Source organism: Nocardia sp. NPDC004722 (genome assembly GCF_053601505.1).
The window spans coordinates 1-7,453 of record NZ_JBSGBY010000422.1 but is presented as its reverse complement, the minus strand read 5'-3'; the positions used below and the strand labels follow the sequence as shown (position 1 = coordinate 7,453).

Below are 7,453 nucleotides of genomic sequence, written 5' to 3'. Positions count from 1 at the left end.
CCGCGTCAACGTCGTGTGGGCACTCCTCCGCGACAACCGGCTCTATCAACCTGAGCCCCTCACCACTGCTGCTTGACAACGGGATTAAGAGTCGGGGGAGGCGCGGCGGTTGCGTTTGGTGACGCCGCGGCGTTTCTTGGCGGAGAGGCGGCGTTCCTTCGCTCCGCGTGAGGGTTTGGTGGGGCGGCGGGGTGGGGGTGGGGTGGCCGCGGCTTCGCGGAGCAGGGTGGCCAGGCGGTCTCGGGCGGTGGCGCGGTTCTGGAGTTGGGCGCGTTGTTCGGAGGCGGTGACCGTGAGGATGCCGTTGACCAGGCGGGTGGTCAGGCGGTCGAGCATTCTGGTGCGGAGCGGCTCCGGCACGGACGGGGAGTTGGCGAGGTCGAAGGACAGTTCCACGCGGCTGTCGGTGGTGTTGACGTGTTGGCCGCCGGGGCCGGACGAGCGCGAGAATCGTTCGCGCAGTTCGGATCCGGGTATCACCAGGGTCCGGGTGATGGTCAGGTCGTCCGGCATGCGACTGGCTAGAGCCGGGTGGCGGTTCGGACGAGGGCGGCCACCGGGAGGGAGCGGCTGTGGGGCGGCCAGGCGATCACCGTGGTGACCGTGGGGGCGTCGAGGACTTCGATGGCGGCGTGGTCGTCGCGGAGATAGGTGCGGCAGGATTCGGGCATCACCGCGCAGGCGCGGCCGAGGGCGATCATCTGGAAAAGCTGGGTGTGGTCGCGGACCTGGGGGCCGGGGCCGTCGGTGTACGTGCCGTCGGCGTGGGGCCAGCGCGGCGTCGGAAGGCCGGGCAGGTCGGCGACGTCGGCGAGGTGCACGTGGTCGCGGGTGGTGAGCGGGTGTCCGGCGGGCAGCACCACCACCTGCCGCTCGGTGCGGAGGTCCTCGGTGTCGAACCCGGCCGTCGAGTCGAACGGGCGATGCAGCAGTGCCACATCGGCCCGGCCGTCGCGCAGCAGCCGTTCCTGTTCGCCGGGTCCGCAGAGTTGAACGTCGATGGGGACGGCATCGGGTTCGGCGGCGTAGGCGGCCAGCAGTTTCGCCAGCAGTTCACTGGACGCTCCGGCCTTGGTGGCCAGGATCAGGCCGGGGTGTGCACCGGCGGCACGGCGGGTGCGGCGTTCGGCGGCCTCGACGGCATCGAGCGCGGCCAGGCCCTCCTGCAACAGCACCGCCCCGGGAGCGGTCAGGGTCACGCCCCGGCTGGTGCGGTCGAAAAGTGTTGTCCCCAGCCGTCGTTCGAGCAGGCTGATGGCTCGCGACAGCGGGGGTTGCGCCATGCCGAGTCGCTGCGCGGCCCGCCCGAAATGCAATTCCTCCGCGACCGCCACGAAGTACCGAAGCTCTCGCGTCTCCACTCCGCCACTCTACTCAGGATCGATACCCCTGCGGTATCGCTGCCGACCCGATCGGTGTTGGAGCTCCCCCGGTGCCGGGGAACAGGATTGGTGCCATGAGCGAAAACACGATCGCGCTGGTGACCGGCGCGAACAAAGGCATCGGGTATGAGATCGCGGCTGGCCTGGGCGCGCTGGGCTGGACGGTCGGTATCGGTTCCCGCGACGAGGTACGCCGGGAGGAGGCCGTGGCGAAGCTGCGGGCGGCCGGGGTCGACGCGTTCGGCGTGCCACTGGACGTCACCGACGATGCCGGCGTCACCGCCGCCGCCCGCCTGATCGAGGACCGCACGGGACGCCTCGACGTGCTCGTCAACAATGCCGGGGTGACCGGCGCCATGCCGCAGAACCCCACCACCGTCGAACTCGACACGGTCCGAACGGCCGTGGAAACCAACGTGATCGGCGTCATCCGCGTCACCAACGCGATGCTCCCCCTGCTGCGCCGCTCGACGTCGCCGCGCATCGTCAACATGTCCAGCACCGTCGGCTCCCTCGCCACCCAAGCCGTCCTCGACGCCGAAACCGGCCCGCTCTCCGCCGCGTACTCACCGTCGAAGTCGTTCCTCAACGCCGTCACCATCCAGTACGCCAAGGAACTGCGCGACACCAACATCCTGATCAACGCGGGCTGCCCCGGCTTCTGCGCCACCGACCTCAACAACTTCCGCGGCACCCGCACCCCCACCCAGGGCGCCGCCATCGCGATCCACCTCGCCACCCTGCCCGACGACGGCCCGACCGGCGGCTTCTTCGACGACTCGGGCGTAGTGCCCTGGTAGCGAGTCCGCACGGCAAATATGGCGGAAGTATGACGCGGGTGCACGAAGGCTGGCGGGCGACGATCGGCCGGTGCTTCACTCCAAAGGTTGATGATTCAATTACCTAGGAGTGCAGCGTGTTTCGAAGATCATGTGCGGTTGCCTCGATCGTCGCCGGAGTCGGGCTCGCCTTCGCGCCCACCGCGTCGGCGTACGACGGGATCACCGGGCAGTTGGTGACCGTGATCGCCAGCCCGAACGATCCGACTCCGATTCCGGAAGTCCTCAGCGACAACAATTTCTATTCGAGGTACTGCCTGACGTACGTCGGCAATTTCGCGGTGGCGGTCACCAACAACACCAATGAGACGGTGTACGTCTACGGGGACGACACATGTACGCCGACGCGCCAGGTCGCGGTGCTGCAACCCGGTGAATCGGCGTCGCTGTTGACCACTCCCGGATGGGGGTTCACCTTCGGCAATCCCGCTTATCCGGGTGAGGACCACGTTCCGTTCTAGACGCACAGTCGGCCCCATCTCCTGCTTTCCGGGGGACTAGAGTTTTCGCATGTCGACATCCGAGGCGGGGTCAGCAGGGGGTGCCGCCGACGCTTCGGCGGCGGAGGTGGGGCGGGCGGCGCGCAAGCGGGTGCCGCGGTCGTCGCTGGGTGAGTGGAAGGCGGCGGCGGATCGGGTGGATCCGGTGTCGATTCTGGAGCGGCAGGCCGAGACCCGGGTGCCCGAGCTGGTCGAGATCCGGTACGCCCGGATGGCGGCGGGACAGTTTCCGTTCTATCGAGGTGCGCCCGCGATCATGGCGGGCGACCTCGCGAGCGGGGAGAACACCGGGTTGCACGTGCAGTTGTGCGGGGACGCGCATCTGTCGAACTTTGGGTTGTTCGCGTCGCCGGAGCGGGCGCTGGTGTTCGACGTCAACGACTTCGACGAGACACTGCCGGGCCCGTTCGAGTGGGATGTGAAGCGGCTGGCGGCGAGTGTCGCGGTGGCGGCCCGGGCCAACGGATTCGGCGACGACGAGGCCCGCGGGGCGGCGGTGGCGGCGGGACAGGCCTATCGGGAGGCGATGGCTCGGCTGGCGGCGCTCGGGGAGACCGACGTCTGGTACGAGAAGGTCGACGCCGAGCAGGTGTCGGAGCTGTTGAAACCCAAGGATCGCAAGCAGACCGAGAAGGTGATCAGCAAGGCGCGGTCGCGAACCAGCCTGCAGGCACTCGACAAACTCACCGAGCCCGGGCCGGATGGCGCGCCCCGGATCAAGGCGGATCCGCCGCTGGTCATGCCGGTGCCGAAAGAGCTGCACGCGGACCTGAATTCGGTGCTCTCGGACTATCGGGCGACCCTGCCCGAGGAGCGCCGTGTCCTGCTCGACCGGTACGAATTACGGGATATCGCCATGAAAGTCGTGGGCGTGGGCAGTGTGGGGACGCGCTGCTTCATCGCCCTGCTGACCGGGCGCAATACCGGCGATCCACTGTTTCTCCAGGTGAAGCAGGCCGAGGATTCGGTGCTCTCGACGCATCTGCGCGCCAGCCAGTTCCACCATCAGGGGCATCGGGTGGTGCACGGGCAGCGGCTCACCCAGTCGGCCGGTGACATCTTCCTCGGCTGGGCGACCGGCCCGGACGGACTGTTCTACTACTGGCGGCAGCTGCGAGACATGAAGGGCTCCTTGGTCATCGACGACATGTCGGCCGCGCAGCTGCGCCAGTACGCGAGCCTGTGCGGGCACACCCTCGCCCGCGGGCACGCGCGGTCCGGCGACCGGGTGGCGATCGCGGCGTACCTGGGCGGCAACGACGTGTTCGACAAGGCCATGGGCGAGTTCGCGCTGGCCTATGCCGATCAGACGGTGGCCGATCACGAATCCCTGTTGGCCGCCATCGATTCCGGCCGGGTGACGGCGGCCTCGAATGGCTCGGGAGATTCCGGAGAGAAGGACGAGTAAAGGGACTAATGTCCCAAATCAGACGTGATTAGCGCGGTATAGCTAATTCTCAGTAGCCTCTTAAAATTGGTCATTAGGTTCCCCTAACGCACAAACGTTCCAGCCCCCAGGGATCGTTCGAGATTCACCACGACCGGTTGAAAGAGGTTCGCCTTGAGCTCGCTGATCGACAGCAAACCTGGAGAGACTTTCCGGATCGGAGAGCTTCGACTCCTGGGTCGGCAGCGACGGCGGCTACTCGAAATGGGATTGATCCCGGGCGCACCGGTGAGCGTGTCCGCGATCGGTGTCTGCGGCGGGCGCATCCTGCGCGTCGGCGAGGCCCGCATCGCCGTGGACCGGGCCACCGCGCGGGCCATCGACGTGGCACGGGAAGTCCGCGCATGAACGAATCATGCTGCGGGCCGGTGAATTCCGGCTCCACAACCAAGCCCTCCGGGACTACCGCGACCCTCGCCGGGACCGCCACGGTGGTGCTCGTCGGCAATCCGAACGTCGGCAAGTCGACGCTGTTCAATGCCGCCACCGGAGCCCGTCAGCGAGTGGGCAATTGGCCCGGCACCACGGTCGAGGTGACCGAGGGCCCCTGGAAACTCTCCCCCGGCACCACGATTCGCCTGCTGGACCTGCCCGGTACCCACAGCCTGCTGCCCGCCGCCCCGGACGAGGCCGTCACCCGCGACGCCCTGCTCACCGATGCCGGACCGGACCGGCCGGACCTGGTCGTCGCCGTGGTGGACGCCGCCAATCTGGCGCGCAGCCTGTATCTGCTGTCGCAGATCCTGGAGACCGGGGTGCCCACGGTCGTCGCCATGACCATGACCGATGTGGCGGCCGGACGCGGCGCGCCCGTCGACGCCGAGCGGCTCGCGAAAGCGCTTGGTGTACCGGTTGTTCCGCTGGTGGCACGGGGCGGCACGGGGGTACCCGCCTTGGCCGCCGCCATCGACGCCGCGCTGACTGACTCTCGCGCACCCGTCGCACCGCACCTGGGCGATGATCTGGAGACCGCCATCGCGGCGCTGGAACCGCTGCTGCCCGAGGGCTATCCGGCGCGCTGGCTGGCGTTGGCTCTGCTCGCCGGGGATACCCCTCCGGGCGTCCCGGCGGAACTGTCAGCTGCCGCCCGCGCGACCCTGGCCGAATCCTCGGACGAGACCTCAGATTTCGAGCCCCTGGATCTCGAGGACGACGGCGAGATCCTCATCGCCGAACGCCGCTACGCCTGGGCCCACGATGTGCGCGCGGCCGTCGTCACCGACGCCGAGACACGCACCACGCGCAGCGATCGCGTGGATCGCCTCGTCACCCACCGCTGGCTGGGCGTCCCCCTCTTCCTGGCCGTCATGTGGCTGGTGTTCGAGCTGACCACCACGGTCGCCAAGCCGCTACAGGACGCGCTGGGCGGCTTCTTCACCGGCCCGGTGGCCGACGCGGCCGCGGATCTCCTGCGGACCCTGCACGCTCCGCAGCCGTTGATCGGGCTGGTGCACGACGGCTTCATCAACGGCGTCGGCCAGGTGCTGAGCTTCGTGCCGCTCATGCTGATCATGTTCGTTCTGCTGGCGCTGCTGGAGGATTCGGGCTACATGGCCCGCGCGGCCTTCGTCGCCGACCGGCTCATGCGCACCATCGGCCTGCCCGGTCGCGCGGTGCTGCCGATGATCGTCGGCTTCGGCTGCAATGTGCCCGCCATCGCGGGCACCCGGGTGCTGTCCAATCCCCGGCACCGGCTGCTCACCGCGCTGCTGATCCCGTTCACCAGCTGCAATGCGCGCCTGGTGGTGTACGTGCTGCTGGCCGGGGTGTTCTTCGGCAGCCAGGCGGGCACGGTGGTGTTCGCCATGTACCTGGCCTCCATCCTGCTGGTGGTCGGTATCGGATACCTGTTGCGCAATACCATGTTCCGCGACATGGCCGACGAGCCGCTGGTGCTGGACCTGCCGCCCTACCGCCGCCCCAGCCTGCACGTGCTGGGCGTGCATACCTGGCAGAAGATGCGCGGATTCCTCACCACGGCCAGCGGCATCATCGTCGCCACCGTCACCGGCATCTGGCTGCTGGCCTCGATTCCGATGGGCGGCGGTAGCTTCGGCGAGGTGCAGCCCGAGCACAGCGCGCTGGGCGCGGTGTCGTCGGCGGTGTCGCCCGCGTTCGCTCCCGCCGGATTCGACGACTGGCATGCCGGCGCCGCGCTGGTGAGCGGGTTTGTCGCGAAAGAGGCTGTGGTGGCGACGATTTCGCAGTCCTACAGCATGGCCGATCCGGGTGACGGCCCGGCCGACGCGCCCCTGTCGGACCAGTTGCGTGACACCTTCCGGCAGTCCTCGGGCGGGCACACCATTCCGGCCGTGCTGGCGTTCATGATGTTCCTGCTCGCCTACACGCCGTGCATGACCACGCTCGCGGTGCTGCGCAACACCATCGGGATGCGCATGACGTTGATGAGCGTGGCCCTGCAATTGTCGGTGGCGTGGGTGCTGGCGGTCGCGGTCTTCCAGATCGGGCGGATCTTCTGGTGAGCGCGCCGACCACCAGCCCGCTGCGCCGGGTGCTGGCCGAGATCACCGAATCCCGTGGGGAATTCAGCCTCGACCAGGTGGCGCGGCGCGTGGGCGTCTCCCGTGACGAGGCCCAGGCCATGGTCGACTACTGGGTCCGTAAGGGGCGGCTGTCGGTGGAGCAGATCGGGTCCGGGTGCCCGGCCACCGGGTGCGCCGGCTGCGCGCAGACCGGCTGCTCCACCGGACCGAAAGGCCCTGTGCTGCTGGCCATCACGCCGCGGCCGCACGGGGATTGACAGAACCGCTCAGGGATTGACGGCGATCACGAGCTTGCCGGTCGAGGTGCGGCCCGCCATCAGCCGGTGCGCCTCGGCCGCGTCGGCGAGGGCGAACTCCGCCGTGATGGGCAGCTCGACCTTGCCGGAGGTGGCCAATTCGAAAGCCTTGGCGGCGATCTCGTGCAGTACGTCCGGGGCGGCCAGGCTCAGGCCCAGGATGGAGAAGCCGGAGACCGTGCGGCCCTGCGGGAGCAGATCGCTCGCGCCGACCTGCCACGGGGCCTCGCCACCGGCATTGCCGAAGGAGACCAGGCGGCCGAAGCGGGCCAGGGATTCCAGTGTGCGGCGCAGGGTTTCGCCGCCGACGGATTCCAGCGCCAGGTCGACACCGCGGCCGCCGGTGGCCGCGCGGACCTCGGCGTCGAAGGTCTCGTTGAGGAATGCGTCGTCGTAACCGTATTCGCGCGCGTACCGAGGCGCGGCTGCTGATCATCGACATCGTCATGCCCGAGAACCATCGGCCCCACCCGGGCAAGGTGATC

At 68.7% G+C, this 7,453-nt stretch carries 8 protein-coding genes and 1 pseudogene; 6 read left to right on the top strand and 3 right to left on the bottom strand.

Annotated features, from left to right (window positions below):
• Positions 1-84 precede the first annotated feature (84 nt).
• Both arfB and ACWELQ_RS31850 read right to left on the bottom strand, forming a co-directional pair.
• Positions 85-513, bottom strand: coding sequence for an alternative ribosome rescue aminoacyl-tRNA hydrolase ArfB (arfB, locus tag ACWELQ_RS31855; protein ID WP_452400737.1), 429 nt, complete (start codon positions 511-513; stop codon positions 85-87).
• Between the two features lie 8 nt (positions 514-521).
• Complete coding sequence (locus ACWELQ_RS31850; RefSeq protein WP_452400736.1) at positions 522-1,361, bottom strand: LysR family transcriptional regulator; 840 nt, start codon at positions 1,359-1,361, stop codon at positions 522-524.
• A 95-nt stretch (positions 1,362-1,456) separates the two neighbouring features.
• Between ACWELQ_RS31850 and ACWELQ_RS31845 the strand changes: the two genes are divergently transcribed.
• From ACWELQ_RS31845 to ACWELQ_RS31820, 6 genes are all read left to right on the top strand, one after another.
• Positions 1,457-2,182, top strand: a complete 726-nt coding sequence (locus tag ACWELQ_RS31845) for an SDR family oxidoreductase (protein WP_452400735.1) — start codon at positions 1,457-1,459, stop codon at positions 2,180-2,182.
• Positions 2,183-2,298: 116 nt separating this feature from the next.
• A complete protein-coding gene (locus ACWELQ_RS31840; protein ID WP_452400734.1) occupies positions 2,299-2,682 on the top strand; it encodes a hypothetical protein in 384 nt (127 codons plus the stop codon).
• Positions 2,683-2,731: 49 nt separating this feature from the next.
• On the top strand, positions 2,732-4,129 hold the full coding sequence (locus tag ACWELQ_RS31835) for a DUF2252 domain-containing protein (RefSeq protein WP_452400733.1): 1,398 nt from the start codon (positions 2,732-2,734) through the stop codon (positions 4,127-4,129).
• 153 nt (positions 4,130-4,282) lie between these two features.
• The gene (locus tag ACWELQ_RS31830) at positions 4,283-4,516 is read left to right on the top strand and encodes a FeoA family protein (RefSeq protein ID WP_452400732.1); all 234 of its coding nucleotides are present in this window, start codon (positions 4,283-4,285) and stop codon (positions 4,514-4,516) included.
• Positions 4,513-6,651 (top strand): ferrous iron transport protein B, encoded by a 2,139-nt coding sequence (feoB, locus tag ACWELQ_RS31825; protein ID WP_452400731.1) that lies wholly within the window; start codon positions 4,513-4,515, stop codon positions 6,649-6,651. Before ACWELQ_RS31830 ends, feoB begins: the two co-directional genes overlap by 4 nt.
• Positions 6,648-6,929: a FeoC-like transcriptional regulator gene (locus ACWELQ_RS31820; protein ID WP_452400730.1), complete on the top strand. Its 282-nt coding sequence runs from the start codon at positions 6,648-6,650 to the stop codon at positions 6,927-6,929. The genes feoB and ACWELQ_RS31820 overlap by 4 nt, the downstream gene beginning before the upstream one ends.
• A 9-nt stretch (positions 6,930-6,938) precedes the next feature.
• Here the strand turns inward: ACWELQ_RS31820 and ACWELQ_RS31815 are convergent.
• Positions 6,939-7,373 (bottom strand): annotated as a pseudogene (locus ACWELQ_RS31815) (zinc-binding dehydrogenase); the annotation flags it as partial.
• Positions 7,374-7,453 lie beyond the last annotated feature (80 nt).